Origin of the sequence: Paenibacillus sp., assembly GCF_035645195.1 — a bacterium.
GTDB lineage: Bacteria > Bacillota > Bacilli > Paenibacillales > YIM-B00363 > Paenibacillus_AE.
The window spans coordinates 24771-51716 of record NZ_DASQNA010000018.1; the positions used below are offsets into that span (position 1 = coordinate 24771).

Genomic DNA, 26946 nt, shown 5'->3' on the forward strand with positions numbered 1-26946 from the left:
CAAGCGCGAAAGAGCGCTTGGCCGTTTTTTTGGCGGTTGGCCGCTTTATCCCCGCTGCGCTCGCTCGACGTCGTACAGGCTCGAATCGACGCCCGTCACGAACGGCGACGGCTCGCCCATGGCGTACAGCCGGAGCCGGTGCATCGCCCGCGTGCACGCCGCGTAGAACAGCTTGCGCTCCCTTTCGAGCGCGTAGGCGCGCGCCGACGCGTCGGCGATCAGCACGGCGTCGAATTCGACGCCTTTGGCGAGCGCCGCCGGGAGCAGGCAGACGCCCCGCGGAAGGCGGGCGGCGTCGCGCTCGGGCCGCTCCAGGCCGTCGATCAGCGGCGAGAGCGCTGCGTACAGCGCGTCGCATTCCGCGGCCGTCTTCGCGATGATCGCCGCGGCCGGGAAGCCCTCCGTCTGCAGCGCGCGAACGTCGCGGGCGATGGCGGCGGCGAGCGAATCGGCGTCGTCCGCCAGCACGAGGACCGGCTTCGCGCCGCGGCGGTCGAACGGCGCGTAATCGCCGTCGCCGCCCGGCAGCAGCCGCCGCGTAAACTCGACGATGTCCAGGGTTGACCGGTACGTCCGCTCGAACGGCACGACGGCGACCGACGCGCCGTCGAAGGCGGGGTCGAGCGCGCTGGCGGCCCGGAGCGACGCCGCGTGCGGGAAAATCGTCTGACGGAAGTCGCCGACGACCGTCATGCGCGCGGCGGGAAACAACCGCCGTAGGTATGCGAGCTGCAGCGGCGAGTAATCCTGCGCTTCGTCGATCAAGACGTGGCGGATGTCGCGGCGCTCGGGCGTTCCCGTCATCGCATCCCGCAGCCAGAGGTACGGGACGGCGTCCTCGTACGGCATGCGCCGGTCGGCGAACGCCGCCGCGGTCCGCTCGGCGCCGCGCCGCCACGCGTCGTCGCCGGACCGGTATGTTTCTAGAAACCGCAAATACAGCGCGGCCGCATCGACGCAGCGGAGCCTTTTCGCGCGGCGGCGCAGCGCGTCGAACCGCTCCCCGACGATCATCTCCCGCAGCACGCGTTCTTCGAGCTCGTTTTCGTTGAACACGGCTTCGGGACCTTTTTGTCGTTTGCGAACTTCTTTGTAGGCGCGGCGAAGCGTCTCCGGATCGACCGTTTCGAGACGCTCGTCGACCCATTCCCGGTCCCGTTCGGCGGCTTCGCAGGCGTCAAGGTCGCGAACGACGCCCTTGGCGAATCGGGCGAACCGTTCGGAAAGTGTCTTCCACGGCTTCGCCCCCGTCTCGAGAAACAGCTCGCGCATGCGCTGTTCGTCCACGAGCGTTCGGCCTTCGAGCCGAATGGCGCGGAACGGCAGCTCCTCCGCCGTCAGCCGATCCATGAACGCGGTCAACGCAGCGAGGAAGGCGGGGTCGGACTTGACGCGAGAAACGGCGAGCCGTTCAGCGGCGGCTTCCTCGGGCTCGTTCAGCAGCGCTTCGAGCGCGTCGAGCGGATGTTCGAGGCGGAACGACGAGCCGAGCCGCCGCTCGAGGTACCCCGGGAACGTTTCCTGCCGCAGCGCCTCCTCGCCAAGCTCCGGGAGGACGGAAGCGACGTACCCCATGAACATCGCGTTGGGCGAAAAGAGCAGCATCTGCTCGGACGAAAGCGTCGCGCGATATTTGTATAGGAGGTAGGCCGCCCGCTGGAGAGCCGCGGACGTTTTGCCGCTGCCGGCCGGGCCGTGCACGATCAGGACGTCCGCGTCGTCGTTGCGGATCGCGCGGTTTTGCTCGCGCTGGATCGTCGAGGCGATGGCGCGCATCGCGCCGTCGGACGTCTTTGCGAGCATCGCCCCGAGCAGCGAGTCGCCGATCGTCACCCCGGCTTCGAATACGCCTTCCAATTCGCCGCCGCCGAAGACGAATTGAAGCTTGCGTTCCATCGTGCCGCGCACGTCGCCGTCCGGAGCGGCGTAGAAAGCCGGGCCGGGCTCGAAGTCGTAAAACAGGGTGGAGGCGGGCGCGCGCCAATCGAGCACGAGGAACGTCTCGCCGTCTTCGTCGAGGAGCGAGGCGAGGCCGATATAAAGCGTCTCGGGGTCGGCGGCTCCGTCTTCGCGAAACGTCACGGCTCCGAAATACGGCGCCTCCAGCTGTTTCGCAAGCGTCTTGAGGGCGCCGCTCAGACGAGCGGAGGTCGAATCCCGCTCGGCGAGCAGCTGGCTTTGCTGTCTCATGCCCGCGTACGTCTCCAGTCGGTCGGCGGCGGAGCCGACGTTGAAGGACAAGTCGTCCCAAAACCGGCGACGCAGGTCTCGCGCCGATTCGCGCGCTCCGCTCAGCTCGGGTTCCAGCCGGGACATGCGCTCGGCGATGATCCTTCGGACCCGTTCGATTCGATTCTTTTCGTACTCCCGCAGTTCGTTTGCCGGCATAGCAGCACGCTCCTCAAAAGGATGTTGACACGCGTTTTATCTTGTTGTACAATATAATTGGGTAAGTTTAATTGTTATCATCACAAAATAAACGCGCGTTCCTCATTGTACCATACACTTATGCCCCCGACAACCACCGGACCGCCTTAGGGCGGTTTTATTTATTGTTATGGAATTTATAAGTTTCGCCGACTTCGGAACGAGTAAATTCTATACCAAGAAAAACTTCCGCTTAACCGCGGTCGCCCATCTTTGTATTTACTCCACTGCAAGACGTCGATCGATCAACAGAAATCTTTCAGCCGCCGGATGCCCCGGCTCGCGCCGCCAGCCCCTTTTTACGCTTCGTTTCACAATAGTATGGAATGCCCTTTGATTACATTTGTCAGCATGTCGGTCCGATAAAATCGGACTTTCCCGGACAATTCTATTTTTTTCACCCACCGACTGGCATTTAATGGTATAATGGGACGGGATTCGACTGCGGGGAGACACGAGGATTGGTGATTGGTATGAAGGAACGGTGAGCACTCTTTCCTACTTTTTAATTAACGGGATGTTTATCATTTTCCCTTTTTTCCTTTTTCAAATGATTTCTCTACGGTTGCCCGTATACCGCACGGGAAAGTTGACGGTTGCGGCTTGCTTGGCTTTCTCTTTGCTAGGTTGCATCGGGTTCCCTATGAATTTCTTCGGCGGCTACGAGTACGAGCTCTCGCCCGTCCCTTTGATCGTCGGCACGCTGTACGGCGGATGGCAGGTAGGTCTCGCGCTTTCGCTGCTCGGCGCGGCGGGACAATTTCCGGCAGAAGGCGTCGCCATGCTGCAGCATGCCGTGTTGGGATCGGTGTTAACCGCTTTCGTCGCCGCCTTGCGGGCTCCGTTTTTCGCCTCCGCGTTCGTTAAGAAGCTTGGATGGGGGGCGGTGTATTCGGCGTTCGCCGCAGGGCTGACGTATGCGGGGGAAGCGCTGCTCGATGCCGCCCCTCCGCCGGGAGTATGGATGTTGTATGTTGCAACCTTGCTGGCGCTGCTGTTGTGTGCGCTTACGGTCGGCGAGCATCTTCGGGAAGCGATCATCCATCGGAAGGAAATCGTCAGGATGGAGAAGCTGACCGCCACCAGCTCGTTGGCCGTCATCATCGCGCATGAGCTCCGCAATCCGCTGACGACGGTGAAGGGGTTCCTGCAGCTGATCAAGCGTCAAAATCCGTCCGAACAAATCCTTTATTACGCCAACACGGCAATGCAGGAGCTCAGCGAAGCGGAAAAGGTTATCCACACCTATCTGACGATCACGACGCTGCACGAAGCGGCAAAGTCGGAGGTGTCGCTGTCGAACTGCATCGATCGGGCGCTGACCGAAATTTGGCCGTTGATCGAGCTGAAAAAAATCGAACTGATCGACGCCGTGTCGGAAGACGTGATGCTGAGCTGCAACGAAGGGCAGCTGCAGCTTTGTTTGATGCATTTGCTCCGCAACGGCGCCAATGCGCTGCATCGCGGCGGGAAACTGACGATTTCTTCGTATTGGAAAGGGAAAGAACTCGCGATCGTCATCGCCGACAACGGCATCGGGATGACCGAGGAGCAGCTGGAGCAGCTCGGCATGCCGAAGTACAACACGAGAAGCAGCGGCACGGGAACCGGGCTGATGTACTGCTATCATTTCGTTCATTCGTTGAACGGCAGGCTTCGCATACAGAGCCAGCCGGGCCGGGGCACGACGGTCACCGTCGTCATTCCGGACCAGCGGGCTTAGGGGAGAATTGCCTAAGGGAGGCGTCGCGTTCCGGAGCATCAGCCGGGCGCGGCGCCTTTTCGTTCCGGAGCGGCATGCAGGTAAGGATATAGGCAAACGAGCCCGACGGCGTATAACGCCAACAAGACGTATACCGGCATGAGATGAAGCGGGTCGGTATATCCGATGGCGGCATGGACGCCGAGGCCGGCGGCGAAGCCCGGGAGGCCGGCGACGAGCAGCATGCGCCAGATCCATCGCTCGCCCTGCCGGATGCCCCACAGCGCGGTGATCAGCACGGCCAGCGCGTCGGACAGCAGGGCGCCGCCGAAGCCGGCCCGGTCATGGGCGATCAGCGGCAGCAGCTTCGGATTGGCCGCCTCCAGATGATCGGCGTGCGTGCCGAGGAAGGCGAGATCCGTCGGCACGAACACGTGCGTCACGCCGACGCCGGCGATGACGATGCCGCCGACGGCGAGCCCGACGCCGATGCAGACGAAGGCGAGCTGGCCGTACAGGCCGAGCCGCCAGACGGCGGAGTTGGATCGGTTGGGCGGCGGGTCCCGCGGCGGCGCATCCCGTCCGTCGCGCATCGCGAGCATGAACATGGGCAGCAGCAGCGCGGAGACGGCGGCATGCAGCGGATCGAAATAACCGTAGCCCAAATACAGGAAGAATCCGGAAAATCCGACGGTGCCCGAAACCATCAGCGCGGTGCGCGCCCAATGCTGCCGCCTTCGCAGCCCGTACCGCGCCAAGTAGCAGTACATGACGCCGATGGATATCATCGTGCCTGCGAGCGTGATGCGGTCGTGCGACATGAACGCCAGCAGCCGCTCGTTGACGGCACGAATGGCGTTCCGATCGGCGCCGAGGAACGCAGTGTCGTACGGCAGCACGACGGTCGTCGCGGCAATGGCCCAGGCGGCGGCGCCGCCGACGATCATGGCGATGCCGAGGAGCAGCATCCAGCCCCAGGATCGTTGGGGGGGCACCGGCGGCGGATCGGCTTGGATCGCGTCGTGCAGCAATAGCTCGTTGACCCGTTTCGGCAGCCCGGGGCCCGCATGGACGAGCCCGGCGTTCAGCTCGATGATGTCGGCGCCTGCGCGGCGCAGCGCGAGCGCCTCCTCGGGCTCGACGACGCCGCCGGCGGCGACGATCCCGTACGGCCGCGGAAGCTGCCGGCGCAGCCGTTCCGTCGCCGCGAGCGCGGCCGCTCGAACGGCGCCCCCGCTGCGGTAGCCGCTCCGGGCGTCGCCCGCCGCGGCGCCGACGACGACGCCGTCCCACGCGCCGCGCGCCGCATCCGCCCAGTCGTCCAGCCGTTCCGCGTCGGGCGGCACGTACAGCAGGAGCGGCAGGCCGGGCGGGACGGCTTCGCGGATCGCTCGGGCGGCTTCTCGCAGCAGCTCCATGAGCCGCTCGCGCGGCCAGCGCTCGTCCGCCGCGTCGACGACGAGCGCGGCGGCGTACGGCGCCATTCGCTCTGCGAGGCGCCGGTACTGGGCGAGCGCCTCCTCGGGAGCGGCGCCGGCGTCGTGGCGGAGGCGGACGAACAGCGGCCTCCCGATGCGCCGCCGGTCGCGCGCCAACCTGCGCTCGATCGCCTCCGCGCCGGCGCTGGCGAATCGGTCCGACGTCAGGACGGACGCGGTCGCGTCGTCGCGGGCGAGGCGCGGGGGCGGCGTCGGGCGCTCCGTCACGGGCCCGACCTCGATGTAGCCGCACCCGAACTGCGCCAGCGCGACCGTCGCGAGGCCGTCGGGGTCCACGTCGCCGCCGATGCCGACCGGGCACGCGAAGCGGATGCCCCAGCGCTCGAGGGCGGCTTCTTCGGGCGTTTCGAGATGGCCGAGCGTACGGATGGCGAAGGCGCCGCCCGGCAGCCGGGCCAGCCCGCCGATCGCGCCGAGCGCCATGCGGCGCCCCAGCTCCGGCGGCAGCTTAAAGAGGAGAGGCTTGAACAGCGGATGGTACGACCAGTCCGGCATCGAGAACGACTCCTTTCCGAACGGGGTTTCGGTTTCATTGTAACATAGGCCGGAATCGTCTATACTACTGCACATAAACTCGCCGAATGCCTCGAACCCTCGATACCCTCGATAGACCGAAAGGAAGACAGCTGCCGATGATCCCTTTTTCGCATACATGGCCTTACGAAACATCGGGCGACGACGTGTACGTTTCCGAGTGTCCGTTTTGCCGCGCCAACCATGTCATTTTGCCGCTGCGCAAACGCGAACTGAAGGAAATTCACGAAGGGAAGAAGAAGCTTCTCGTGTTTCCGTGCTGCCATGGCAGCGCCACGATCGTCGACACCGACGCCGACTACTTGCTCGCCAACCGGCGGCTGCGCAAGTAGTTTTTTCTTTTTTGGGAGAAAGTTCTGCGGGCGCGGGCTAGTTGGAGTGTAGTCGGAGAATCTCCGACTAAAGGAGCTCGCTGGCTCGATAGGCGCAAAATAGTCGGAGAAACTCCGACTACAAGAGCTCGCTGGCCCGTATGGAGCAAAATAATCGGAGAAACTCCGATTACAGCTACCCGTCGGCTCGCTCGCAAGGAATTATCCATGACCCCGCGTGGTTTGCGCGGCGCGGCAAATGCGGAACTCTCCGGCAATTGCGCAGCAATTAGCGAGGAAATTGCACTAATAGCGAGTCTAGCCTCGCTATTAGTGCAAAAAGCTCGCTATCGCCAAAGAGAGGGCGCCCAGTGGCGCTCGCCCGCGCCGGCGGCGCTCGCCCGCGCCGGCGGCGCACGCCCGCGCCAGCGGCGCCCGCCTCGCCGGCCCGTGCCTCCGCATTCGCCTAATTCCGATGAGAATACTCGACTTAAAATCAAAATGGATGAATGATACCTATCGACCACCCCGAAACTGCCCGTCAGCAAACTCTTTTCACATATTTCAGCAGAAGTTTATTCCAAAATAGAAAAAACTGCGGTATAATGGCCACATACCACTCAAGAGGAGCGGATCAGCCGTGGCCCATTCTTTCGTTCAAACTTGGAAACAGCTGCCCGCGATTTTCATGTGCTTCTTGAAAATCGGGCCTGTAACGTTCGGCGGCGGGTACGCGATGATCCCGCTCATCGAACGGGAAGTCGTCGAGAAACGAAAATGGCTGGAAACGAAAGACGTCGCCGATGTGTTCGCGGTGGCGGAGTCGATTCCGGGCGCCATCGCGATCAATTCCGCAACGTTCATCGGCTACCGACTCGCCGGCGCGCCGGGGGCGATCGCGGCGATGGCGGGCGTGCTGCTGCCGACCTTCCTCATCGTCCTTATGCTTTCCGTCTTTTTCCTCCAGGTGCAGGATCACCCGAAAGTCGAGGCGGCGTTCCAAGGCATCCGCGCTGCGATCGTCGCGCTGATCTGCTACGCCGGCGTCAAAATCGGCAAAACGGCCGTGCTCGACAAAACGACGCTCGCCGTCGCGCTCGCGACGGTCGGACTGCTGTTTTTCTCGCATCTGCACCCGGCGCTGATGATCGTCGCTGGTTTTTTCGTCGGCGCCGCGCTGGTCGCTTTGCGCACGAAGATGGGCCTTAAGACGAAGCTCGAGGGCCAGCATTACGAGGAACGCGAATGGGGCTTCATGATGGGAGATGGCATCTAGGATGGAGAGCATCGCATTACTCTGGGAACTGTTCGTGACATTCCTGATGATCGGCGCGGTGTCTTTCGGCGGCGGCTATTCGATGATCCCGGTCATCGAGCGGGAGGTCGTGCACCAGCACGGCTGGCTGTCGCTGCAGGCGTTCACGGACGTCATCGCCGTCGCCGGCATGTCGCCGGGACCGATCGCGACGAACTGCGCGATTTTCATCGGCTACCGCTTGGCGGGCGTGCCGGGGGCGGTCGCGTCCACGCTTGGCATGGTGCTGCCGTCGCTCGCGATCATCTTGATCGTAGCCGCCTTTTTCTATAAAGTTAGGAACAGCTCGTTCGTCAAAAAAGGCTTTTACGGGCTTCGCCCGATTATAACGGGACTCATTTTTTATGCGGCGATCTCGTTCGCCATCGGCAACGGCGTCGTCCCGACGGGCGGCGCCGGAGCGGTCGGGTGGGAAACCGCCGCGCTGCTCGCGATTTTCGCCCTGTCGCTGATCGCCCTGCTGCGATTTCGCACGCACCCGGTCATCGTCATCGTCTTGTCCGGACTAACCGGGATCGCGTTCTTTAGTTAAGGAGGAACTTATCGTATGGAGCCCGTCAACGGAACGATCAAGTCATGCTGCGCCCCAAGGAGAGCGAACGACGGCGAAACGCCGGCGCCAGCGGCAGCGGCGGAGCGCGCCCCGGCGGCGGCCGACGAGGCGGCGGCGCGGTGCAAGAGCACGGACGGCATGATCCGGCTGCCCGGCGGCACGTTCCTCATGGGAACGGACGACGAAGAAGGATTTCCCGCGGACGGCGAAGGGCCGGTTCGCGAGGTGACGGTCGATTCGTTCTTGATAGACCCGTATGCCGTCACGAACGATCAATTCGCCGCATTCGTGCGTGAAACCGGTTACGTCACCGAGGCCGAGCGGTTCGGCTGGTCGTACGTCTTCCATTTGCTCGTGCCGGAAGACGTCAAGCAAACCGTCACCCGCGTTCCGCAGCAAACGCCATGGTGGTACGCGGTCGAAGGCGCCTATTGGGCGCAGCCGGAAGGTCCCGGCACGAGCGTGGAAGGCCGGGGCGACCATCCCGTCGTACATATCAGCTGGAACGACGCTGATGCGTACTGCCGATGGGCGGGGAAACGGCTGCCGACGGAAGCGGAATGGGAATACGCCGCGAGAGGCGGTCTCGTCGGCAAACGGTATCCGTGGGGCGACCTGCTGAAGCACGAAGGCAAGCATATGTGCAACATTTGGCAGGGCAAATTTCCGGAAAAAAACAACGCCTCCGACGGTTACGTCGGCACGTGTCCGGTCGACGCGTTCGAGCCGAACGGCTACGGACTGTACAACGTCTCCGGCAACGTGTGGGAGTGGTGCGCGGATTGGTTTCATCCGACGTACCACCGCGAGGAAAACCGTCTCAACCCGAAAGGTCCGCCCGCCGGGTCGAACCGCGTCATGAGAGGCGGGTCGTATCTTTGCCACAAATCGTACTGCAACCGGTACCGCGTCGCCGCCCGAAGCTCGAATACGCCCGACAGCTCGACGGGCAACGCCGGCTTCCGCTGCGCCGCGGACGCGCCGAACTAACCGAAAACTTGCGTCTATAGGACTCGCTTCGGCGGGTTCTTTTTTTGTACGACGGGAAGTTCGCCAGAGCGGACATCGCGGGGACGCGGGCGGCGCAAATGTTCGTGACGGGTCCTCTTCCTTTCGTTAATATAATAGAGATGGAATATGGGACACGTTAGGGGGAGAACGGATGATTATCGGAAACGACGAAAAGCTGCTCATGATCGGCGACTCGATCACCGATTGCGAGCGAGCCCGCCCCATCGGGGAAAGCCGGTTCGGCGGAGGCACGGGGAAAGGGTACGTGGCGCAGGTGGAGGCGCTGCTGCACACGAGGTATCCGGAGCGGAACATCCGCGTCGTCAACATGGGCATCAGCGGCAACACGGTGCGAGACCTTAAGGCGCGCTGGCAGACCGACGTCGTCGAGTTGAAGCCGGACTGGCTGTCGATCATGATCGGCATCAACGACGTATGGCGGCAGTTCGATTCGCCGACGATTCCGGAAGCGCACGTCTACATCGAGGAATACGAAGCGACGCTCGACGAGCTCGTCGCCGCGACGAAGCCCACCGTCAAGGGGATCGTTCTGATGACGCCGTTCTACATCGAGCCGAACCGGGAGGACGCGATGCGGGCGACGATGGACCAATACGGCGCGGTCGTGCAGCAGCTGGCGGCGAAGCACGGCGCGCGGTTCGTCGATACGCAGGCGGCGTTCGACCGGGTGATGCGGCATTTGTACCCCGCGACGCTGGCGTGGGATCGGGTGCATCCCGTCCTGTCCGGACATATGACGATCGCGAAGGCGTTCCTCGATGAGATCGGCTTCGAGTGGGATTGACGCGCGCACGGGAAAAGTCCAAACCGTTTCTTCTGTTTTCCTATCGGATTGTGTAAAATGAAAACGGTAGCATCATAGGGCATTATAGGGGCATCGTAGGGGTAGACAAAAAAGTAGAGAGAAACGAGGCGAGGGAGAACCATGGAACGAGAACTGGCATTAGAAATCGTTCGCGTGACGGAGCTGGCGGCATTGGCATCGGCGCCGTGGATGGGCCGCGGCGATAAGGACTCCGCGGACGGCGCGGCGACGGAAGCGATGCGCGCGATGTTCGACTCGGTGTCGATTCGCGGCACCGTCGTCATCGGAGAAGGCGAAATGGACGAAGCGCCGATGCTGTACATCGGCGAAGCCGTCGGCAACGGGGACGGACCGGAAGTGGACGTCGCCGTGGATCCGCTCGAGGGGACGGAAATCGTCGCCAAGGGTCTCAACAACGCGCTGTCGGTCATCGCGGTCGCGAACAGAGGGCAGCTGCTGCACGCGCCTGACATGTATATGGAGAAGCTGGCGGTCGGCCCGAAGCTGAAAGGCAAGCTCAGCATCGAGCAGCCGCTCGAGGAAACGCTGCGCATCGCGGCGAAGGAGCTCGGCAAATCGATTTCCGATTTGACCGTTATGATTTTGGACCGCTCGCGCCACGAGCAGCAAATCAAGACGCTGCGCAAGGTCGGCGTACGGATCAAGTTTTTGTCCGACGGCGACGTCGCCGGAGCGATCGCGCCGGCGTTCGAGGATGCGGGCATCGACTTGTACGTCGGCTCCGGCGGCGCGCCGGAAGGCGTGCTGGCGGCCGCGGCGCTGCGCTGTCTGGACGGGGAGCTGCAGGGGCGGCTCATGCCCGCCAATGCGGAAGAGTTCCAGCGCTGCATTCAGATGGGCATAGACAATCCGTACAAAGTGTTGACGATGGACGATATGGTCGGCACGGAGGACGTCATTTTCGCCGCGACCGGCGTGACGCCCGGAGAAATTTTGGGCGGCGTCCGCTACTTCGCGGACCAGCGGGCCGAGACGCAATCGGTCGTCATGCGGGCGAAAACGCGAACGATCCGTTACGTACGCTCGCTCCATTACTTGCCGAATAAACCGATCCTTCAAAAGCTGAAATCCAAATAAGAGCGCCGCACGGGGACGCCGCGAAGCCGCAACGCTTCGCAGGCGTCCTTTGCGCATCGTTGGAGGGAAATGCAGGAAGTGCGTCGAACAAGTGGGGAGCAAGGCGCGATTCCAACATTCGAGAAACGGAGAGATACGGCAATGACAACGACGAACGCGCGGATCGAACTGCGCGAATACGGCGGCGAAGCGGAGCGGCTGGTCGCGTTTCTGACGAGCCAGCCTTGGCCGTTCCACGGCACCCCGAACTTGACGGAAGACAGCGTGCGCGAGAGTCTCGCGAAAGGCCGATACGCGGGGGAAGAGACGAAGACGTTCTGGGTCCGGGCGGACGGAGCCGACGTAGGGCTCATTCGGCTGTTCGACCTCGGCGATTTGACGCCGCTGTTCGACATTCGCATCGACCGGAACGCGCGCGGGCAGGGCATCGGTACGGCGGCCCTTCGGCGGCTGACCGATTATTTGTTCACGGCGTTCCCGGAGAAAATCCGCATGGAAGGGCACACGCGCGTCGATAACTACGCCATGCGCAAAACGTTCGCGAAAGCGGGGTTCGTGAAAGAAGGCTACCATCGGAAATCGTGGCCGACGGAAGGCGTCTATTACGATTCGGTCGGCTATGCGATTTTGCGGGACGATTGGGCGAGCGGGCGGACGACGCCCGTCCATTGGAACGACGTTCCGTTCTAGACGAGCGCCTGCTGCAGGCGATCGGCGGCGTCCTCTTCTTGCGCCGTTTTGTACCAAACGTTGCGGTAATCGATCAAGCCGAGCGTATTGTGCGATACGCCGCCGATTCTCGGATTGTAGTACGAGTCGAACGCCGAATGGAACAAAAAAAGAATCGCGTGCGAAGACCGAACGAGCCGGGACAGCTCCGCGACGCAGTTCCAGCGCCCTTCGGCGGTGCGTTCGCGAAACATGCGCCGGACGATGGACCGCGCCGCGTTCCGGAGCTCGTCGTCGAGCAGGTGCATGCCGACGGCGCTCCGCGGCGAAAACACCATATCGATGAATGTCGCCTCCCCGTCTTCGAACACCGCGTTATAAAACACAATGTGCCCCGGAGTTTGGTTCGCGTACTTATAAAAATCGCAAAACCGAGACAATCTCGGCTCGATGCGGACGCCGTATCGGGCGGCGTATTCGCGAAGCAGCATCGCCTCCCGTTCCCGGTTGACGTTCGAGTCGAGAATGATCGTCTCGCCGTCGTAGCCGGATTTCGCAAGCAGCTCCCTAATACGATCCGGATCGGCGGGGGGTGCCGATGGCGTCTCCGCGCCCACATCGCAGAACCCTTCCGCTAAGCGCAGCCGATCGTCGCCGAGACGGGCCATCATGTCTTCGCGGTCGATCATCAGGCCGAGCGCTTCGCGAAACGCCGGGTTCCGCTGCGGACCTTCGCGCTTCATATTGAAAGCGAGCAAACGGCAGCAGCCTGCCGTCGACGTGCGGAGCCGCTCCAAATACCCGGTCGGCAGAGGGGCGTTGCAGCTGCCCTTGTGCACGAGATCAACAGGGCCTCGAGCGGCCTCGAGTTCGTTCCCTTCCGAAATGAAATGCATTTCGACGCGGTCCAAGTGCGCGCGCCCGAGATAATAATAGGGGAACGCGTCGAGCACGCATACCTGTTCCGTCAGCTTCGCGATCTGGAACGGTCCTGTGCCGATCGGGACGGAGAAGAACGCGTCCCCGCGCTGCTTAACGGCGTCCCTCGGCAAAATCGAGGCGTTGTCGAAGCCCGCGATGCGCGGGAACCACACGCAGCTGTCCTTCAACCGGAACTCTACGACGTACGCTTGTTTGGCCGCGACCGAGTCGATCATCCAAAAGTTGGAGTGATCGCGCAGACGCTCGAACGTAAAGACGACGTCATGCGCGTCCAATTCCCGTTTATGATGAAACAATACCCCCTTGCGCAAGTAAAACGTCCATCGCGTCGCATCCTCGTTCGATTCCCAATGATGGGCGAGTCTCGGCACGACGCCGTCGGATTCAGGGTCGTATTTGACGAGCGTGTCGTAAATTTGGCGGCACAAATGGCCTTCTCCGCAGAAGTAAATGAGGGCGGGATCGAGCGACAAGATTTGATCGAACACCGGGATCCGGAGCGTATCGGTCGTCCGTTCGCTTCGATCCTCTTGGCGGAACCCGAAAAAATCGGACAGCCATGCGGAAAACCGCTCCGCGCTTTCCGGCGTCCGGGCCCGCTCGTGAACGAGGTTCATCGCGTTGCGCACGTCGCCCTGCTCCGCAAGCCGCTTCGCGATATCCTGCAGGATCTGTTCCCGTTCGACGTTCAGCTCGATTTCCGACGTCCGGCCGCGGCCGCGTCCCGGATGCCATGCGATCCAGCCGGCTTCCTCCATTTTGCGAAGGATGAATTTCGCGTTGCGGTCGGTGCATTGGAACACGCCCGACAGACGCTCGACCGTAACCGGCATTCGTTCGCCCGGCGTATTTGCGCCCAATTCGTCATATAAATTCAAATAGTGCGTTTCGAGCTGCATGCGCCGCCCTCCTCGATCTCCCGATAAAAGGTGAAGAGTAAAGTTTTGGAATTTCACTTTTCTTCTCCTTTTAACAGCTTACAATGGAGTTATGCAGGAGCTCAAGGGGGAAATCGAAATGCGGGAACTTTTTTTCGAGGAACAGCGTGCGGAAGAGGAGCGTCGCCGGCTTCGGGACGTCAGCAGGAACGGTTGGATGTTGACGGCGGCAAAGGCGGAGGCGGAGGCGAATCCCGCGAAAGAGTGGCGGTTGTGCGCAACGTTCCGCTCGCTCAGCGTATGCTTGACGCTTCGCCGCGAAAGCCATGTCCGTTGAACGGCGAACCGGACTTTAGGCCGGGCGTCCCCGGTCCGCGGATGGTTTTGCTTTCCAAGCGAAAAGAGGTAAACTAGATTCATAAACTAGCGATAAACGATAGAGTCGCAGAAAGTTGGCGTTAGAGTGGAAATCGAGGCGTTGCTAAACGAATACGGCTACGCGGCCTTGTTCTTTGCGTTTTGTCTCGGCATCGTCGGCCTGCCGATCCCGAACGAGGTCGTCGTCATGTCGGGGGGAGCGGTGTCGTCCGAAGGCATGCTGCTGCCGGTGCCGGCGTTTCTTATGACGTACGGGGGCATCTGCTGCGGACTGACGATCGGCTTCGTCGTCGGGCGGTTCGTCGGCGTGCCGATTTTGGAGCGGCTCGGCCGGCGGCCGAAATTCGAAGCGTATGTGGCGCGATCGCAGCGTCTCGTCGAAAAATACGGAGGTACGGCCTTATTGTTCACGTACTTCATTCCCGTCGTGCGGAACGTCGTCCCGTACGTCATCGGCGCCGGGGGCGTCGGTTACCCCGTATTCGCCTTATTCGCCTACACCGGGGCGTTCGTGTGGACCGCGTTGTTTTTCATCGTCGGCTACGTGACCGGGGACGAAATCAACGAAGCGATTTTGCAGATTCCATAAGCGTCTCCTCGCAGGGTGCGGGGGAACGCTTTTTTTGCGCATACTACTTTTCGCAGGCTTGCAGGAAAGGAGGAGCGACGATGGGCCGAGGGAATAACAGGCGCGTGGTGGATAACAACGAATCGCAAATGCCGCAAACGCCGAAGTACGACGTTCGCGAGCGCGGCGAGGGCGAGGAGACGGAATTCGCCGAGGAAATGGAAGGCCGCTACGCCGTCGAGCAGAAGCCGGGCTTCCCGAGCACGGGCGTAAGACGCAAACGCTAGCTGAATGTTAGAGAAAGCCGGAGACGCGGATCGAACGCGTGCTCCGGCTTTTTCGCGTTCGGGGGCGGCGGCAGGGGCAGGCAATGCGGATAGTCAACCACAGTTAAACGAAACGCGATACTACCCACAGGGAGTTAACCCGCCGCAGCGGTTGTTATGTTAAGGTTATCAAAGAGAAAGTTATTCAAGGAGGAACCGTAATGAAGCTGTCCGTGTTTACCGTATGTACGCCGGATTTAACCCCTGATGCGCTGATCAACGCCGCGAGCGAAGCCGGGATCGCAGGCATCGAATGGCGCTATACTTCGACGCCCGCGGAGGTGCGCGGCGAAGCGCCGTCGTTCTGGCGGAATAACGCGTGCACGCTCGACCCGGAGACGACGACGGACGAGGAGCTGGATGCGCTGAAGGAGAAAGCGAGCCGCGCCGGTTTGCAAACGGTTACGATCACGCCGTATTTGACCTGCGGCGACGTTCCGGGCACGGAACGCGCAATGCGGCATGCGGCTCGCCTCGGGGCGAAGGCGATTCGCGTCGGCGTGCCGCGGTACGATCGGTCCCGGCGCTATCCGGACTTGTTCGCGGAGGCGATCGACTACCTCCAGGCGGTAGAGGAGCTATCCGCCCGGTACGGGGTGAAGGGGCTCGTCGAGACGCATCACCAGACGATCGCGCCGAGCGCGGGGCTCGCGTACCGTCTCGTCGAACGATTTTCGCCGGAGCGGATCGGCGTCCTGTACGACCCCGGCAATATGGTGCACGAAGGGTACGAAAATTACCGGATGGGCCTTGAACTGCTCGGGCCGTTCCTCGCGCATGTGCATGTGAAGAACGCGGGCTGGTTCCCGAAGGCGGACGGCTCGGGCTGGGAGTGCCGCTGGGCCGCCATGGACCGCGGCGTCGTCGATTGGAAGCAGGTCGTCGCGGATTTGCAGGCGGTCGGCTACGACGGCTGGTGCGGCGTCGAAGACTTCAGCGGCACGCATTCGAGCAAGGCGCTGCTCGGCGAGTTCGTCGGCTGGTTCCGGTCGCTGCTCGGCGAGAGCGCGGAAGTTCAACGCACGTAATCAAGGGGAGGCGCTACTATGAATAAAGTCCGAATCGGCATCGTCGGCATGGGCAACATGGGATGGGGGCACGCGGATTATTTGGCCGCGGGCGAGGTGAAAGGAGCGGAGCTGACGGCCGTCAGCGACTTATTCGAGTCGAAGCGAAAGCAGGCTGCGGAATCGTTCCCCGGCGTCGCCGTATTCGATTCGGCGGAAGCGCTGTTCGCCTCCGGACTTGTGGACGCGGTGCTGATCGCAACGCCGCACTACGAGCATCCTGCTTGCGCGATCGAAGCGTTTCGCCACGGTCTGCACGTGCTGATCGAAAAACCGGCGGGCGTCTACACGAAACAAGTGCGGCAAATGAACGAAGCGGCCGCGAACAGCGGCAAAGTATTTTCGATCATGTACAATCAGCGGACGAATCCGTTGTACCGAAAGCTGCGCGACTTAATTATTTCCGGGGAGCTCGGCGAGGTGCGCCGGACGAACTGGATCATTACGAATTGGTACCGGTCGCAGAGCTACTACAACTCCGGCGGCTGGCGCGCGACGTGGGCGGGCGAAGGCGGCGGGGTGCTGATCAACCAGGATCCGCACCAGCTCGACCTGTGGCAGTGGACGACCGGATTGATGCCGACGCGCGTTCGGGCATTCTGCCATTTCGGGAAATACCGCGACATCGAGGTCGAGGACGACGTGACCGCGTACGTCGAATACGCGAACGGCGCGACGGGCGTCTTCGTCACGACGACCGGCGAGGCGCCGGGAACGAACCGCTTCGAGGTGACGGGCGACCGCGGCAAAATCGTCATCGAGGACGGCAAGCTGACGTTCTGGCGGCTGCGGGTGTCCGAGCCGGAATTCAACGCGACGTACAAAGGCAGCTTCGGACAGCCGGAATGCTGGAAATGCGAGGTGCCGATCGAGGGCGACAACCCGGGACACAAAGGCATTACGCAAAACTTCGTCGACGCGATTTTGAAAGGAACGCCGCTGATTGCGCCGGGGGAAGAGGGCATCCTGGGCCTCACGATTTCGAACGCGATGCACCTTTCCACGTGGACCGACAATTGGGTGAATTTGCCGATCGACGAAGATTTGTATTACGACCTGCTGCAGGAACGCATCCGCAATTCGAAATACCAAAAGCCGGAGACCGTCGAGGTCGTGGCCAACGTCAAAGGCACATTCAATTCGTAAGGGGATGAAGGTATGCAAAGAAGCGACGGAATGAATTACGCCCCGCAGGGGAAGCCGAAGCCGGTCGTCGGCCGAGGCGAGTTCCCGTTCGCCGCGACGGCGCTCGAGCACGGCCACATCTACGGGATGTGCAACGGGCTTGTGGAAGCGGGAGGCACGTTGAAATGGGTGTACGACCCGGATCCGAAAAAGGTGGACGCGTTCTTGCAGCGCTATCCCGAGGCGCGACGGGCCGAAACGTTGGACGACATTTTGCAGGACCCGGAAATTCGTCTGGTCGCCGGAGCGGCCATTCCGTCCGAGCGGGCGGCGCTCGGCATTCGCGTCATGGAGCACGGCAAAGATTACTTTACGGACAAAACGCCGTTCACGACGCTCGAGCAGGTCGAGGCGGCGCGGGAGACGGCGGCGCGCACCGGGCAGAAGTATATGGTGTACTACAGCGAGCGGCTGCACGTCGAAAGCGCCGTGTTCGCGGGCCAGCTCGTGAAAGACGGGGCGATCGGCCGCGTCGTGCAGGTGATCGGCACCGGTCCGCACCGGTTGAACGCGCCGTCGCGTCCGGAGTGGTTTTTCAAGAAGGAGCAGTACGGCGGCATTTTGTGCGACATCGGCAGCCATCAAATCGAGCAGTTTTTGTTTTTCGCCGGCTGTTCGGACGCGAGAGTCGTGTCCAGCAAGGTCGCCAACTATAACAACAAAGACTATCCGGAGCTCGAAGATTTCGGCGACGCGACGCTGATCGGCGACAACGGGGCGACCAACTACTTCCGCGTCGACTGGCTGACGCCGAGCGGTCTCGGCACGTGGGGCGACGGCCGGACGATCATCCTCGGCACGGAAGGTTATATCGAACTTCGCAAATATATCGATATCGCGCGGTCGAACGAGCCGGATCATCTGTACCTCGTGAACGGGGAGGGAGAGAAGCATTTCTCGCTGCGCGGCCAAGTCGGCTATCCGTTCTTCGGCGAATTGATCTTGGATTGCCTGAACCGGACGGAGCTCGCGATGACGCAAGCGCACGCGTTCAAAGCGGGCGAGTTGTGCGTCCGCGCCCAGCTCGCCGCCGAGCGGGTAGAATAATCGCGCCGCTTGCGGTACAATGTGGGGGAATCCGCAGACGGGAAGGACACGATGGCCATGAAGCCCGTGGAATTCGGGTATCGGTCGGACAATTACCCGCAGATGACGTTCCACTCGCATCCGTACTACGAAATCTATTATTTCCACGGCGGGCGGTGCAATTACGTCATCGGCCCGAACGTGTACTCGCTGCAGCCCGGCGATTTGCTTTTGATGCACGGCATGACGCTGCATACGCCGAACCCCGACATGCGGGTGCCGTACGTTCGCAGCATCATCCATTTTTACCCGGAGTTCGTGCATGAGTTCATGAACCGGAAATATACGGTGCCGCTTATGAAGCCGTTCGAGGAGCTGCGCAACGCCCGCATTCCGACCGGCGCGCGCAAAGCCGAAGTCGAGACGCTGCTCGAGCGCATGGCCGAGACGTACCGGTCGGACGACGAGCATGCGTATGAACGGTTTATGCTGCGGTTCGTGGATTTGCTGTACGTCGTCCGCGAGTTGTGCGAGCGCGAGCTGGAGGAGAGCGACGCGCAGCGCAGCGAGCGGGAGCGCCACGCGCAGCGCGTCATCGAATTGATCGAAGCGCGCTATGCCGAGGATTTGACGATGGAGGACGTGGAGCGGGAGCTGCATGTCAGCCGCCATTACTTGGCGCGCGTGTTCAAGGCGGTCACCGGCTGGACCGTGTTCCAATTTTTGTATCAACGGCGCATTAATCAGGCGAAGACGCTGTTTCTCTTCGAGCCGTCGCTGTCGGTGTCGGAGGTCGGACGGCGCGTAGGATTCAAGCATTTGCCGCACTTCAGCCGCGTGTTCAAGCAGATCGAAGGCTGCGCGCCGGAGCAGTACCGGAAACGTTCTTCCGCCGCCGGCGGAGCGATTCCCGAATCGCCGTTCTTGGTAAGGAGTCATCACTAGTTATCGAGTGTTGTTGAAACGGACGCAAAGCATGCGCCGTCGCCCATTCCGGGCGGCGGCGCTTTTTTTATCGCGTTCGCTCATCCTTGTATGTACTTCGAAAGAAGTTTTTCTTATTTGCAGAGGGGGGATTTTCCGTGGAACAATTCGAACGAGCGTTTCGGACGTGGTTCCGGCATCATGCGGAACGCAGCAGAGGGGAGCGGCGGCGCCGTTTGCTGGAGCGGTATGGGGAGGCGGAGATATCGTTTTTACGGAACGTATGGTATCCGGCTTTCGGCTCGCTGGAAGGGTTGTCTCCGGAGCATGAAGCGATCGATGCGGAAGGGAAGACGAGGTTTTTGGATCATGCTTTTTTTGCGTCGGGCTTCATGTGGGATTTAGAAATCGATGGGTACGGTCCGCATTTGAGAGATATTGATCGGCGTCAATTCGCTGATGAACGAAGGCGGGATGTAGCCTTGCAAATCGTCGGTTGGCGGGTGGCGAGATTTTCATATGACGATGTCGTCGAAAAGCCATGGATTTCTCGAAGATTGCTCGAGCGCTGTCTTGCCTTGCCCGCGGAACGGGACGCGCAAACGGAAGCGCTGCTTTATTATGCGATGGCCCGGGGCGGAGAAATTACGGTCGGCGAAGCTCGAGAGACCCTTCGGAAGAGCGACAAGCCGACGCTAGCAAAGCTTCGGCAGCTTGTGCGGGACGGATGGCTGGAGCCGGTGTCCGTCGAGGCGAAGCGGGTGCACCGGTACCGCGTGCGGACGGAGGCATTGGGGCGGCGCTGGGGCCGCGGGGGGGAATAGTCGGAGAAACTCCGACTACATGCGGCGCGGCGGCAGCGGAGGGGGAAATAGTCGGAGAAACTCCGACTAAACGCGGCCTGGCGGCTGCGGAGGGGGAAATAGTCGGAGAAACTCCGACTAAACGCGGCTCTGAGGCCGCGGACGGCGAAATAGTCGGAGAAACTCCGACTACATGCGGCCCGGGGGCCGCGGTTGAACCGACTATTCTCCGTAGATCGTCCGGCGGACGTCGGGGGTGACGTCGCCGGGAGGGCCGTCGAATACGACGCAGCCGGCCTTCAGGCCGACGATCCGGCTGCAGAAGGCGAGCGCGAGCTCGGGATCGTGCAAATTGACGATCGTGATGCGGCGCGCGTCTTCCCGATGCACGCGCTCGAACAGCTCCATGATGCCTCGCGACGTGACCGGATCGAGACTCGACACCGGCTCGTCGCCGAGCAGTACGGTCGGGCGCTGCATCATGGCGCGGGCGATGGCGACGCGCTGCTGCTGCCCGCCGCTCAGCTGCTCGACGCGTCGGGACGCGTAGTCGCCGAGGCCGACCGCCTCGAGCGCCGCCAGCGCCCGCTGCCGTTCGTCGCGGCCGAAGTAGCCGACCGCGTTACGCCACGCGGGGCGCTGCCCGACCGTGCCGAGCATGACGTTCGTGAGCGCCGTCGTCCGCGGCACGAGGCCGAACTGCTGAAACACCATGCCGATGCGCGAGCGCGCTTCCCGCAGGCCTCTTTCGTCGATCCGCGTCATGTCGAGGCCGTCGACCTCGACGACGCCCGACGAAGGGCGCACGAGCCCGTTGATGCAGCGGATCAGCGTCGATTTGCCGGCGCCGCTGCGTCCGAGCACGCCGACGAAGTCCCCGGGGCGGAACGCGAGGGACAGCCCGTCGAGCGCGGAGCCTGCCGCGCCGCGCCCGTACGTTACGGTCACCTGTTCCATACGAACCGTCATGCGAATCCCCCCTTCGTCAGATCATCCGTTTGCGCACCCATGCGCTGAACGCGTCGGCGCCGACGACGAGCGCCATCACGACGAGGACGTCGACCGTCACCTGCGCGTATTTGAACACTTTGAAATGCATAAACAGCTGCTGACCGATGCCGCCTGCGCCGATAATGCCGAGAATGAGCGACGTGCGGATCGCCACCTCGAACCGGTAAAAATATTGCGAGACGATGTTAGGCGCGATTTGCGGCAGCACCGCGTACAACGCGACGACGCCCCGGGAGGCGCCCGCCGCCCGCAGCGCTTCCTGCGGCGCCGGGTCGGCGGCTTCGACCAGCTCCGATACGAGCTTGCCGAGCACGCCGACGTTATGAAGGAAAATCGCGATGACCGCGGGAAACGGTCCCAAGCCGACCGCGACGACGAACAAGAGGCCGAAGACGATTTCCGGAACGGATCGCAGGAAGCTCAAAAACAAGCGGACGACGCCGCGAAGCCAGCCGGAGACGACGTTGCCCGCCGCGAGAAAGCTCAGCGGCACCGCGAAGACCAGCGCGAAGAACGTAGACAAAAAAGCGATCTCCACGGTGACGAGCGATTCCCGGACCGCCTCCGGCAGCACGCTCCAATCCGGCGGAAGCCAATCGTTGCGAATGAACGAAACGATGTTCTCCGCGGAAAGGAGCCGGGCCGGGTCAAGCCCGAGATCGCTCCAGCTGACGGCGACGACGCCGAGGATCAGCAGAGCGATGATGATGATGCTTCGCGTAAGCCATAGCATGTCGCCGCGCCTCCGTTATTCGAGTCGTCCTTCTTTCTCGGCTACGGTGCGGATCGACTCGTAGTCGGCGTCGGTCGTCGGCGCGAAGCCGGAAATGCCGAAGCCCGACAAAATCGTTTCATCTGTAATGGAAACGAACGTATCCTGCAGCAGCTTGATCAGCTCCGGATCGGTGCCCTTTTTGACCGCCCAAGGATACTGGAACAGAGGCTCCGACCGCCAGATGACCTTAAGCTGGCTGCCGTCGATCGTGCCTTGCTCGACCAAGTTTTCATAGATCGCGCTGTCGATCGCGCCCGCGTCCACCTGCTTATTCTGCACCGCAAGCGCGGTGACGTCGTGCGAACCCGTGTAACGGACTTCCTTCAGCTTCGATTCCGTTTCGGAAACGAGCACGCCGCGCGCCTTCAGTTCGACGCCCGGAACGAGCGAGCCGGACGTGGAGTTCGGGTCGCCGAACGCGAACGTGACCGCCGACGGGTCGGCGAACAGCTCGTCCAACGAATTCCAAGGGTGATCTTTATGAGTAATAATATAGGAAAAGTACGTCGGTTTATCCTCGACGAGCTGAACGACGATCGCTTCCGCGCCGCTTTTGTGATTTGCGATAACGTACGTGAGCGGCCCGAAGAACGCCATGTCGACTTGGCCGAAGTTCATCGCCTCGACGACGCCGTTGTAATCGGGGTAATCTTGAATCGTCACTTCGCGGCCCAGCGCATCGGACAAAATCGTCTGCAGCTTATTCATCGCTTCACCGAGCTGCCCTTCGGTTTGCACCGGAATGACTGCGATTTGGAACGGCTCGCTTGCCGCCGGTCGGCCGCAGCCGACGGCTGCGAACAGCAGCATCGCCGCCGCCGCTGCCAAAATGATGCGTTTCGCTTTTTTCATGTTGCCCTCTCTCCACCCTCATGAATTTCCTAATATTCAACACTTGATTGAAAATAATTCAACGATAAATGTAACAAACCCCCTTCCTGGTTGTAAAGAAGGGGGCGGAAAAAATCTATGGATATATAGCGGCCGCGGCGTCGAGGAACATGCGGACGAGCGGATCGCGCTCTCGCCCCGCCTCGAAGGCGGCGTAAAAGCGCCGGTCGGTCGGCAGCTCGGCGACGACCGTCACGCTGCGAGGCAGCGCGAGCGCCCAGCGGGATACGGCGGTGACGCCGATGCCGGCTTCGGCGAGCGCCATCGCCGACTCGGTCGAAGACGATACGGCGGCGACCTTCAAATCGGAGACGGAAATGCCGTGCCGCTCCAGCGCTTGCTCCAGCGCTTGGCGCGTACCGGAACCGGGCTCCCGGAGAATGAACGGCAGGCCGACCCAATCGCGAAGCGAAGCCGAGCCGGGAGCGCCGCGCCGCGCGGCTACCGGCTCCGCGGCGACGATCGCGAGCGTATCCGATGCGACGGTGACGTACTGCAGCGCGGGGGAGGGCGGCCGAGAGCCGACGAACGCGACGTCGATCTGCCGCGATTCCAAGCGATGAAGCACCGCTTCGGAGCCGTCTTCGACGACCGATAGCTCGACGTGCGGGTGAAGCTCGACGAGCCGCTTCATGATCGGCGGCAGCAAATACGAGGCAGGCACGGTAGAGGCCCCGATGCGAAGCTTCCCCGCCGGCGACCCCGCGAGCGAACGGCATTCGCTGACGAGCGCGTCCCAGTCCTTCAGCAGCTTCTTCCCGCGCTCGTAGACGAGGCGGCCGACGGCGGTCGGTTCCACGCTGCCGGACCTGCGGAAGAGCGGCGCCCCCACTTCCTCCTCCAGCGCCTTGATTTGCTTGCTCAGCGCCGACGTCGTCAGACCGAGCGCCGCCGCCGCTTCCGTAAAGCTGCGCCGGTCCACGATTCTCACGAACGATTGCAATCTTCTCAGCTGCATGGTTGCCACCCGTTTCCTATTAATTCGGTTCGTTCCACTCCAATGAGTATACCTCGTTTCGAAAGCGCCGTGCCATTGCGTGTGATCTATTAATTTTACAAATGTAAAGAATTTGTAAAGTAGATTATGGTACACTGGTGAACGGTGGTTAAATACATATTTTTCCCAGAGGAGCGGATGCAATGCGCAAATCAGTGTGGAAACAAGGAATGCTCGCCGCGACGGTAGCCTTCAACGTGTTGGGGGCGCCGGCATGGGCTCAGGCGGCCGAAGGCGACGCGATCGTGAAGCTGCGGGTGCTCGAGACGACCGACCTGCATGTCAACATGGTCAATTACGACTACTTCGCGGACAAGCCTACGGACGAATACGGGTTTGCCAAAACGGCGACATTGATCCGCAAGGCGCGAGAAGAAGCGAAAAACAGTCTGTTGTTCGACAACGGCGACTTGATTCAGGGCAATCCGCTCGGGGACTACGTCGCGAAGGTCGATCCGCTCGAAGAAGGCGAGACGCATCCCGTATATAAAGCTATGAATCTCTTCGATTACGACGCCGGCAACATCGGTAACCACGAATTCAATTTCGGACTCGATTTCCTGCAGAAGTCTCTGGCAGGCTCCGAATTCCCGTACGTCAACGCGAACGTTTACGTCGACGACGGCGACGACGACGAGTCGAACGACAAGCACTACTTTACGCCTTATCTAATATTGGACCGCGAGGTCGTCGACGAATCCGGCGCAACGCACACGCTGAAGGTCGGCGTCATCGGCTTCGTTCCGCCTCAAATCATGGCGTGGGACAAGGCGCATTTGGAAGGCAAAGTGGTCGCGAAAGACATCATCGACACGGCGAAGGCGCTCGTGCCGAAAATGAAAGCGGGAGGCGCCGACATCGTCATCGCGATCCCGCACTCCGGCTTCGAAACGGTGCCGCAATCCGAAAACATGGAGAACGCGACGTATTACTTAAGCGAGGTGCCGGACATCGACGTCATCCTGTTCGGGCATTCGCACCGGAACTTTCCGGATCCGGCATTCGAAGGCGTCCCCGGCGTCGATCTCGAGAAGGGGACGATCAACGGAGTGGCGGCGGCGATGCCGGGCTTCTGGGGCAACCGCCTAGGCGTCGTCGATTTGGAGCTGCAGCTCGCGGACGGCAAGTGGTCCGTCGTAGAGACGAAGGTAGAGCTGCGCAACATTTACGACGCCGCGACGAAGACGCCGCTCGTGGAGGCCGATCAGGCCGTGATCGAAGCGGTGTACGAAGAGCACCAAGATACGATCGAGTACGTGCGGGGTCCGGTCGGCGAAACGACCGCGCCGATCAACAGCTTTTTCGCGCTGCTGCAAGACGACCCGTCGATCCAAATCGTGAACGACGCGCAAACCGCGTATATCGCAAAGGCGCTGCAGGGCACGGAATACGAAGGGCTCCCGGTACTGTCCGCGGGTGCGCCGTTCAAGGCGGGCGGCCGCCAAGGCCCGACGTATTACACGAACATTCCGGCGGGCTCGCTCGCGATTAAGAACGTGGCCGACCTCTACCTGTACTCGAACACGGTACACGCGGTGCTGCTCACCGGCGCCGAAGTGAAAGAATGGCTCGAATGGTCGGCCGGGCAATTCAATACGATCGACCCGAAGTCGGCGGCGCCCCAGCCGCTCGTCAACGCAGCGTTCCCGACGTACAACTTCGACGTCATCGACGGGGTCACGTACGAAATCGACGTTACGAAGCCGCCGCGCTACGACGCGAGCGGGAAAGAAATCATCAACCCCGATTCGAACCGCATCGTAAACTTGCAGTATAACGGCAAGCCGATCGATCCGGAGCAGAAGTTCGTTGTGGCGACGAACAATTACCGAGCTTCGTCCAGCGCGCTCGCGAACCCGGGGGGCGATCGCATCATCGTGAAGGCGCCGGACGAGAACCGTCAAGCGGTCATCGACTACATTCGCGACAACGGCACGATCAATCCGTCCGCTGACGGCAATTGGAAGCTGGCGAACACGCTCGGTCGCGCGAACGTGACGTTCTTGACGTCGCCGGACGCGGCTGCGTTCGCGGCTTCGATGGATACGCTCGAATACGTCGGCGCTACGGCGGACGGATACGCGGAGTACCGCATCGTTCAGTCGTCGACCGGCGATACGGCGCCGTCCGCGCCGAAGCCGGAGACGGTCGAGCCGGCGCAGCAATCGATCTACATCGTCAAGCCGGGCGACAACTTGTCCAAAATCGCCAAACTCTACGGCGTCACCTGGCAGCAGCTCGCCAAGCACAACAAGCTCAAAAATCCGAACTTGATTTACCCGAACCAGCGCATCGCGATTCCTTCCAAGTAACGAACCGCGACATCGCCCGAGGCATCCGCCTCGGGCGTTTTTCTTTTTATGCGGGAGGATGCATGAATCGGCGGACCGATGCAAAAAATACCACGCGAGGAAATCGGTGCGAGGGGTGCCATATGGGGGAAGAACGCGAAAGGAGAACGGGGAACCGCCGCGTCATAGCCAATTTGAACATGTTCGGAACGACGCAGCTCCATTTTCGCAACCCTGGGGTCGTGGCGTGGTGGTCCGCGGCGTTTCCCGGCGCGGGGCATATTTTGCTTCAAAAATATTTCCGTGGCTTCTTATTATTTATTTGGGAAATGGTCGTCAACTCGCGTTCGAACTTAAATTTGTCCATGGTCTATTCGTTCAACGGGAAATTCGAGCTGGCGAAGGAAGTGCTGGATCTCCGGTGGATGGCGCTGTATGCCCCGGTTTATTTATTCGCCATCTACGACAGTTACCGCACCTGCGTCGACATGAACAAAATGACGTTCCTCGCGCGCCACGAGAAAGCGCCGCTTCGCGCGTTCCTGATCGGGCCGTTCGAGATCAATTATTTGGACAAGCGAAAGCCGTGGATCGCGCTCGTTTGGTCTTTGCTCGCCCCAGGCATGGGACAGCTGTATGCGCACCGCATCGTGAACGCGCTGTTCGCGACCGTGACTTGGATTGTGTTCGTGTACTATTCCAATGCGTACGTGGCTTTGTACTATACGCTGATCGGACAGTTCGAGCAAGCGGGGGCCGTCCTCGACTGGGAGTGGTTCATGTTCATCCCATCCACCTACTTTTTTACCGCATACGACGCTTATGTCAACACGGTGGAATCGAATACGCTGTTCGATATGGAAATGAGAAATTATTTGCGCGATGCGTACGGGAACGCGTCGGCGCTGCCGTCTCTGAAGCCGTAGGAAACGAGGGGTC

General features: G+C 61.5%; 25 protein-coding genes. 18 read left to right on the top strand and 7 right to left on the bottom strand.

The window, feature by feature from the left end:
- Window positions 1-45: 45 nt before the first annotated feature.
- Window positions 46-2388: an RNA polymerase recycling motor HelD gene (gene helD, locus VE009_RS09110; RefSeq protein ID WP_325007082.1), complete on the bottom strand. Its 2343-nt coding sequence runs from the start codon at window positions 2386-2388 to the stop codon at window positions 46-48.
- 682 nt (window positions 2389-3070) lie between these two features.
- Here helD and VE009_RS09115 point away from each other — a divergent pair.
- Window positions 3071-4150, top strand: a complete 1080-nt coding sequence (locus tag VE009_RS09115; protein WP_325007083.1) for a HAMP domain-containing sensor histidine kinase — start codon at window positions 3071-3073, stop codon at window positions 4148-4150.
- 38 nt (window positions 4151-4188) lie between these two features.
- Here the strand turns inward: VE009_RS09115 and VE009_RS09120 are convergent, their stop codons facing one another.
- Complete coding sequence (locus VE009_RS09120; protein ID WP_325007084.1) at window positions 4189-6123, bottom strand: hypothetical protein; 1935 nt, start codon at window positions 6121-6123, stop codon at window positions 4189-4191.
- A gap of 137 nt (window positions 6124-6260) precedes the next feature.
- On the opposite strand from VE009_RS09120, the gene VE009_RS09125 reads away from it, so the two are divergent.
- The 7 genes from VE009_RS09125 to VE009_RS09155 all read left to right on the top strand — a co-directional run bounded on the left by VE009_RS09125 (window position 6261) and on the right by VE009_RS09155 (window position 11966).
- Entirely contained in the window at window positions 6261-6494 is a 234-nt protein-coding gene (locus VE009_RS09125) for a hypothetical protein (RefSeq protein WP_325007085.1), read from the top strand.
- A 619-nt stretch (window positions 6495-7113) separates the two neighbouring features.
- Window positions 7114-7749 carry a chromate transporter gene (locus VE009_RS09130; RefSeq protein WP_325007086.1) on the top strand — a complete coding sequence of 212 codons (636 nt, stop codon included), beginning with the start codon at window positions 7114-7116 and terminating at the stop codon, window positions 7747-7749.
- Between the two features lies 1 nt (window position 7750).
- Window positions 7751-8320 carry a chromate transporter gene (locus VE009_RS09135; RefSeq protein ID WP_325007087.1) on the top strand — a complete coding sequence of 190 codons (570 nt, stop codon included), beginning with the start codon at window positions 7751-7753 and terminating at the stop codon, window positions 8318-8320.
- A 15-nt stretch (window positions 8321-8335) separates the two neighbouring features.
- Window positions 8336-9331, top strand: a complete 996-nt coding sequence (locus tag VE009_RS09140) for a formylglycine-generating enzyme family protein (protein WP_325007088.1) — start codon at window positions 8336-8338, stop codon at window positions 9329-9331.
- 172 nt (window positions 9332-9503) lie between these two features.
- On the top strand, window positions 9504-10157 hold the full coding sequence (locus VE009_RS09145; protein WP_325007089.1) for an SGNH/GDSL hydrolase family protein: 654 nt from the start codon (window positions 9504-9506) through the stop codon (window positions 10155-10157).
- Window positions 10158-10298: 141 nt separating this feature from the next.
- Window positions 10299-11276: a class II fructose-bisphosphatase gene (gene glpX, locus VE009_RS09150; protein ID WP_325007090.1), complete on the top strand. Its 978-nt coding sequence runs from the start codon at window positions 10299-10301 to the stop codon at window positions 11274-11276.
- 141 nt (window positions 11277-11417) lie between these two features.
- Complete coding sequence (locus VE009_RS09155; protein ID WP_325007091.1) at window positions 11418-11966, top strand: GNAT family protein; 549 nt, start codon at window positions 11418-11420, stop codon at window positions 11964-11966.
- On the opposite strand, the gene VE009_RS09160 is transcribed toward VE009_RS09155, so the two are convergent.
- Window positions 11963-13786: an ABC transporter substrate-binding protein gene (locus VE009_RS09160; protein ID WP_325007092.1), complete on the bottom strand. Its 1824-nt coding sequence runs from the start codon at window positions 13784-13786 to the stop codon at window positions 11963-11965. The two genes, VE009_RS09155 and VE009_RS09160, sit on opposite strands and share 4 nt — an antisense overlap.
- Before the next feature lie 118 nt (window positions 13787-13904).
- On the opposite strand from VE009_RS09160, the gene VE009_RS09165 reads away from it, so the two are divergent.
- The 8 genes from VE009_RS09165 to VE009_RS09200 all read left to right on the top strand — a co-directional run bounded on the left by VE009_RS09165 (window position 13905) and on the right by VE009_RS09200 (window position 20063).
- Entirely contained in the window at window positions 13905-14102 is a 198-nt protein-coding gene (locus VE009_RS09165) for a hypothetical protein (RefSeq protein ID WP_325007093.1), read from the top strand.
- Window positions 14103-14228: 126 nt separating this feature from the next.
- Window positions 14229-14732, top strand: coding sequence for a DedA family protein (locus VE009_RS09170; protein WP_325007094.1), 504 nt, complete (start codon window positions 14229-14231; stop codon window positions 14730-14732).
- A gap of 80 nt (window positions 14733-14812) precedes the next feature.
- Window positions 14813-14998: a YfhD family protein gene (locus tag VE009_RS09175; protein WP_325007095.1), complete on the top strand. Its 186-nt coding sequence runs from the start codon at window positions 14813-14815 to the stop codon at window positions 14996-14998.
- Between the two features lie 200 nt (window positions 14999-15198).
- Window positions 15199-16065, top strand: a complete 867-nt coding sequence (locus VE009_RS09180; RefSeq protein WP_325007096.1) for a sugar phosphate isomerase/epimerase family protein — start codon at window positions 15199-15201, stop codon at window positions 16063-16065.
- An 18-nt stretch (window positions 16066-16083) separates the two neighbouring features.
- Entirely contained in the window at window positions 16084-17250 is a 1167-nt protein-coding gene (locus VE009_RS09185; protein WP_325007097.1) for a Gfo/Idh/MocA family oxidoreductase, read from the top strand.
- A 12-nt stretch (window positions 17251-17262) separates the two neighbouring features.
- On the top strand, window positions 17263-18336 hold the full coding sequence (locus VE009_RS09190) for a Gfo/Idh/MocA family oxidoreductase (protein WP_325007098.1): 1074 nt from the start codon (window positions 17263-17265) through the stop codon (window positions 18334-18336).
- Window positions 18337-18387: 51 nt separating this feature from the next.
- Window positions 18388-19260, top strand: coding sequence for an AraC family transcriptional regulator (locus VE009_RS09195; protein ID WP_325007099.1), 873 nt, complete (start codon window positions 18388-18390; stop codon window positions 19258-19260).
- 137 nt (window positions 19261-19397) lie between these two features.
- A complete protein-coding gene (locus tag VE009_RS09200) occupies window positions 19398-20063 on the top strand; it encodes a hypothetical protein (RefSeq protein ID WP_325007100.1) in 666 nt (221 codons plus the stop codon).
- A 201-nt stretch (window positions 20064-20264) separates the two neighbouring features.
- Here the strand turns inward: VE009_RS09200 and phnC are convergent, their stop codons facing one another.
- The 4 genes from phnC to VE009_RS09220 form a co-directional block, all read right to left on the bottom strand.
- Window positions 20265-21011 (bottom strand): phosphonate ABC transporter ATP-binding protein, encoded by a 747-nt coding sequence (phnC, locus tag VE009_RS09205; RefSeq protein ID WP_325007101.1) that lies wholly within the window; start codon window positions 21009-21011, stop codon window positions 20265-20267.
- Between the two features lie 16 nt (window positions 21012-21027).
- Window positions 21028-21786, bottom strand: coding sequence for a phosphonate ABC transporter, permease protein PhnE (gene phnE, locus VE009_RS09210; RefSeq protein ID WP_325007102.1), 759 nt, complete (start codon window positions 21784-21786; stop codon window positions 21028-21030).
- A 15-nt stretch (window positions 21787-21801) separates the two neighbouring features.
- Window positions 21802-22680, bottom strand: coding sequence for a phosphate/phosphite/phosphonate ABC transporter substrate-binding protein (phnD, locus tag VE009_RS09215; RefSeq protein WP_325007103.1), 879 nt, complete (start codon window positions 22678-22680; stop codon window positions 21802-21804).
- Between the two features lie 115 nt (window positions 22681-22795).
- Window positions 22796-23677 (bottom strand): LysR family transcriptional regulator, encoded by an 882-nt coding sequence (locus tag VE009_RS09220; RefSeq protein WP_325007104.1) that lies wholly within the window; start codon window positions 23675-23677, stop codon window positions 22796-22798.
- A gap of 182 nt (window positions 23678-23859) precedes the next feature.
- On the opposite strand from VE009_RS09220, the gene VE009_RS09225 reads away from it, so the two are divergent.
- Window positions 23860-26028 (top strand): bifunctional 2',3'-cyclic-nucleotide 2'-phosphodiesterase/3'-nucleotidase, encoded by a 2169-nt coding sequence (locus VE009_RS09225; RefSeq protein WP_325007105.1) that lies wholly within the window; start codon window positions 23860-23862, stop codon window positions 26026-26028.
- Window positions 26029-26150: 122 nt separating this feature from the next.
- Window positions 26151-26933, top strand: coding sequence for a hypothetical protein (locus VE009_RS09230; RefSeq protein WP_325007106.1), 783 nt, complete (start codon window positions 26151-26153; stop codon window positions 26931-26933).
- The last annotated feature ends 13 nt before the right edge of the window (window positions 26934-26946 follow it).

What these genes read in the sequence shown, in the direction of transcription:
- helD (WP_325007082.1), bottom strand. Translation starts at nt 2,388, where the DNA reads ATGCCGGCAAACGAACTGCGGGAGTACGAAAAGAATCGAATCGAACGG.
- VE009_RS09115 (WP_325007083.1), top strand. Translation starts at nt 3,071, where the DNA reads ATGAATTTCTTCGGCGGCTACGAGTACGAGCTCTCGCCCGTCCCTTTG.
- VE009_RS09120 (WP_325007084.1), bottom strand. Translation starts at nt 6,123, where the DNA reads ATGCCGGACTGGTCGTACCATCCGCTGTTCAAGCCTCTCCTCTTTAAG.
- VE009_RS09125 (WP_325007085.1), top strand. Translation starts at nt 6,261, where the DNA reads ATGATCCCTTTTTCGCATACATGGCCTTACGAAACATCGGGCGACGAC.
- VE009_RS09135 (WP_325007087.1), top strand. Translation starts at nt 7,751, where the DNA reads ATGGAGAGCATCGCATTACTCTGGGAACTGTTCGTGACATTCCTGATG.
- VE009_RS09140 (WP_325007088.1), top strand. Translation starts at nt 8,336, where the DNA reads ATGGAGCCCGTCAACGGAACGATCAAGTCATGCTGCGCCCCAAGGAGA.
- VE009_RS09145 (WP_325007089.1), top strand. Translation starts at nt 9,504, where the DNA reads ATGATTATCGGAAACGACGAAAAGCTGCTCATGATCGGCGACTCGATC.
- glpX (WP_325007090.1), top strand. Translation starts at nt 10,299, where the DNA reads ATGGAACGAGAACTGGCATTAGAAATCGTTCGCGTGACGGAGCTGGCG.
- VE009_RS09155 (WP_325007091.1), top strand. Translation starts at nt 11,418, where the DNA reads ATGACAACGACGAACGCGCGGATCGAACTGCGCGAATACGGCGGCGAA.
- VE009_RS09160 (WP_325007092.1), bottom strand. Translation starts at nt 13,786, where the DNA reads ATGCAGCTCGAAACGCACTATTTGAATTTATATGACGAATTGGGCGCA.
- VE009_RS09165 (WP_325007093.1), top strand. Translation starts at nt 13,905, where the DNA reads ATGCGGGAACTTTTTTTCGAGGAACAGCGTGCGGAAGAGGAGCGTCGC.
- VE009_RS09175 (WP_325007095.1), top strand. Translation starts at nt 14,813, where the DNA reads ATGGGCCGAGGGAATAACAGGCGCGTGGTGGATAACAACGAATCGCAA.
- VE009_RS09180 (WP_325007096.1), top strand. Translation starts at nt 15,199, where the DNA reads ATGAAGCTGTCCGTGTTTACCGTATGTACGCCGGATTTAACCCCTGAT.
- VE009_RS09185 (WP_325007097.1), top strand. Translation starts at nt 16,084, where the DNA reads ATGAATAAAGTCCGAATCGGCATCGTCGGCATGGGCAACATGGGATGG.
- VE009_RS09190 (WP_325007098.1), top strand. Translation starts at nt 17,263, where the DNA reads ATGCAAAGAAGCGACGGAATGAATTACGCCCCGCAGGGGAAGCCGAAG.
- VE009_RS09195 (WP_325007099.1), top strand. Translation starts at nt 18,388, where the DNA reads ATGGCCATGAAGCCCGTGGAATTCGGGTATCGGTCGGACAATTACCCG.
- phnC (WP_325007101.1), bottom strand. Translation starts at nt 21,011, where the DNA reads ATGACGGTTCGTATGGAACAGGTGACCGTAACGTACGGGCGCGGCGCG.
- phnE (WP_325007102.1), bottom strand. Translation starts at nt 21,786, where the DNA reads ATGCTATGGCTTACGCGAAGCATCATCATCATCGCTCTGCTGATCCTC.
- phnD (WP_325007103.1), bottom strand. Translation starts at nt 22,680, where the DNA reads ATGAAAAAAGCGAAACGCATCATTTTGGCAGCGGCGGCGGCGATGCTG.
- VE009_RS09220 (WP_325007104.1), bottom strand. Translation starts at nt 23,677, where the DNA reads ATGCAGCTGAGAAGATTGCAATCGTTCGTGAGAATCGTGGACCGGCGC.
- VE009_RS09225 (WP_325007105.1), top strand. Translation starts at nt 23,860, where the DNA reads ATGCGCAAATCAGTGTGGAAACAAGGAATGCTCGCCGCGACGGTAGCC.
- VE009_RS09230 (WP_325007106.1), top strand. Translation starts at nt 26,151, where the DNA reads ATGGGGGAAGAACGCGAAAGGAGAACGGGGAACCGCCGCGTCATAGCC.